Here is a 2,226-nt window from a genome sequence, read left to right as displayed (position 1 = left end):
CGGTGATGGTGACGATTCGCTCTCTGAAGGGAAAGCCAGGATTACTCTTATTAGCTACCGCTTACGCTTGCCAACCTGGCATTATGTGCAAAGTTTAAATAACCCTAACGTGGCTCCTACCCACACCAGGGAAATGCTCAGGGATGAGCATATCGAAGCAATGAGACATCACTTTACAAAGCAGTCATGATTTTTATAGCCCTCACCTGGAGGGCTTTTTTTCTCTTGAATTGTTTATCTTTTGGCACCCACTTGAACCAAACTGTTCTTTCGGACTTTATGACCCCTGCATGTCAAGAAAATAAGTCTAAAAATCAAAGTGAAACGTTGATTCAGTATAAGTTAATACTCAATTAAAGTGAGTTTAAGAAAATAAACTACTGCCACTACCTAAAAAGGGCTAGAAGACTATTATGACAATCACTTGTAACGAAGGGCATTTGCCTTCCCCTCCGAAGTAGTGGATTTCATTTCGGAGGGGATTTTTCTATCCTGATTTGCTCACCGTAGACAGGTGATCTCGTATCTTCTAATACACGAGATATGAACTGTCACCAGATTGCTACCATACCAGCACCTAAATTCTCAGTCGATTTAACATTTTGTGCTCTACAATGAAATGATTAAAAGAGACTCTGGTACCGCACATGGAATGGTTAGTTGTAGAAAAAGCTTTGAATTCAAAAAGCAAACAGCAAGTGCTCAAGGTAAAAGCAGAAGCAAAGCTAACTTTCATTGTCTGGGTTAAATCGAACCAGGAAATAGAAGTTGGACACATGCTTACGCCTGTCATAGATGGCTACATAGCGAACCACGATAAAGGCCATTTTGTTTCCATCCAGAAAGTAAAACCATTTTGTTCTTCAGAATGGATGGAATTGATTACGCCTCCACACCCACTTTTGGGTGTAACAAAGACCTTTAAATGACCACTGCGGGCTTTACTAACATCACATGTCCGCCTGAAATGAGGTCATGGCGGTTCGCTTTACGGTTATTTAGCCTGGCGACTGCTCTCAATATCTCTGATGCCGGCAAAGTTGTTATTACCCTGCTCAATGGTTGCGAGCAGCGGACTAATCCACAGCACGGCCTGGCAATATGTCAGCCCGCTGGTGGCAGTGGCACTACCATTGGTTGTGTCAGGCTGTCCGGAATCGGAGTGCATTGCGCGGGCACGTAAACGGTAGGCGTACTCGAGCAACCCGCGAGCAATGTCAGCAGGAACAGGCAGATCACAGGTTTTCTCACGGCGAAGAATCTCCCGGTATTCAATAACAGTTTTTTCGGCATCACTGGCGACCACGGCATTAGCGCTGGCTGCCAGTTGCGCCACCTGGTTAAACCGGTTCACGTTGAATGCCTGCGTGGCAATCACTCGCCCCTGCAGCGCGTTGTCACTCTTCAGGACGCGGTTATCGCTTTCTGCATTGGACAGGTCAGCTTTTGCAAATGCCAGCAGCACTGCCAGAACGGCGATAATGACTACCGCCGCAATTGATGCAATAGCAGTTATGCGGTTCATCACGACAGGAACAGAGCGCACTCTGCCTCACGTCGACGGGTAAGACCAGCCAGCACCTGCCCGCCTGCTTTGTTCCAGCGCGGGAACTCATCGGCAGCACCGCGGTAATCGCCTGCATTTAGCTTCTTCAGCAGCGTTGATGTGGAAAGCGCCCGGGCGCCGAGGTTGTAGGCGAAGGAAACCAGCGCATCGAACTGGCTTTGTGTCAGTTTTACTTTAACCAGCTTCGATACGTCGCTTTCGTAGCTGACCAGTCCGGTACGCAGCAGGCGTTCTGCCGTTTCCTCTTTGATGGTCATCCCGGCGCGGATAGCTTTCCCGTCCACCGGCTGCGTCCAGCCATAGCCGATCGTCCATACGCCCACGCTGTCCTGATATGCCGTCAGCCGCAGACCTTCAAACTGTTTGATGAGGGCAATACCCTTATCGCTGATCTGCATTATTCTGGCCTCAGTACGTGAAAAATCCGGGCTACGTTACCGCGCGCTGCGAATACAGCAGCGCATATGATGAGATTCATCAGCACGGTCGCCCAGTGAACATGGAAATAGAAATCGAACATGAAACGGAATGGCACCGTGGCATAAGCCAGGATAATCAGATAAGCCAGCCATGACGCCCACCAGTTGTGTCGCCCACCGGGCTTACGAAACATCATCAGGCGCAGAACGATAGCGGTACTGGTCACCACGTTGGTCAGT

5 protein-coding genes are annotated in these 2,226 nt (G+C 48.9%); 2 read left to right on the top strand and 3 right to left on the bottom strand.

All coding sequences use genetic code 11. The features are described from left to right. On the top strand, positions 1 to 190 hold a 190-nt coding region (locus tag E0L21_RS25145), incomplete at its 5' end, for a hypothetical protein (RefSeq protein WP_208430937.1). Between the two features lie 457 nt (positions 191 to 647). Continuing rightward, positions 648 to 929: a hypothetical protein gene (locus tag E0L21_RS24600; protein WP_131413824.1), complete on the top strand. Its 282-nt coding sequence runs from the start codon at positions 648 to 650 to the stop codon at positions 927 to 929. A gap of 65 nt (positions 930 to 994) precedes the next feature. Here the strand turns inward: E0L21_RS24600 and E0L21_RS24595 are convergent, their stop codons facing one another. Genes E0L21_RS24595 through E0L21_RS24585 form a run of 3 tightly spaced genes read right to left on the bottom strand, consistent with a single transcriptional unit; the run spans position 995 to position 2,225 of the window. Beyond that, positions 995 to 1,525, bottom strand: a complete 531-nt coding sequence (locus E0L21_RS24595) for a hypothetical protein (RefSeq protein WP_131413825.1) — start codon at positions 1,523 to 1,525, stop codon at positions 995 to 997. Next, the gene (locus E0L21_RS24590) at positions 1,525 to 1,968 is read right to left on the bottom strand and encodes a lysozyme (RefSeq protein ID WP_131413823.1); all 444 of its coding nucleotides are present in this window, start codon (positions 1,966 to 1,968) and stop codon (positions 1,525 to 1,527) included. Before E0L21_RS24590 ends, E0L21_RS24595 begins: the two co-directional genes overlap by 1 nt. Beyond that, complete coding sequence (locus tag E0L21_RS24585; RefSeq protein WP_235855300.1) at positions 1,965 to 2,225, bottom strand: phage holin family protein; 261 nt, start codon at positions 2,223 to 2,225, stop codon at positions 1,965 to 1,967. The genes E0L21_RS24590 and E0L21_RS24585 overlap by 4 nt, the downstream gene beginning before the upstream one ends. Between the last annotated feature and the right edge of the window lies 1 nt (position 2,226).

This window comes from Kosakonia quasisacchari (assembly GCF_004331415.1).
In the GTDB taxonomy this organism is placed as follows: Bacteria; Pseudomonadota; Gammaproteobacteria; order Enterobacterales; family Enterobacteriaceae; genus Kosakonia; species Kosakonia quasisacchari.
This window is presented reverse-complemented; position numbering and strand designations above follow the sequence as displayed.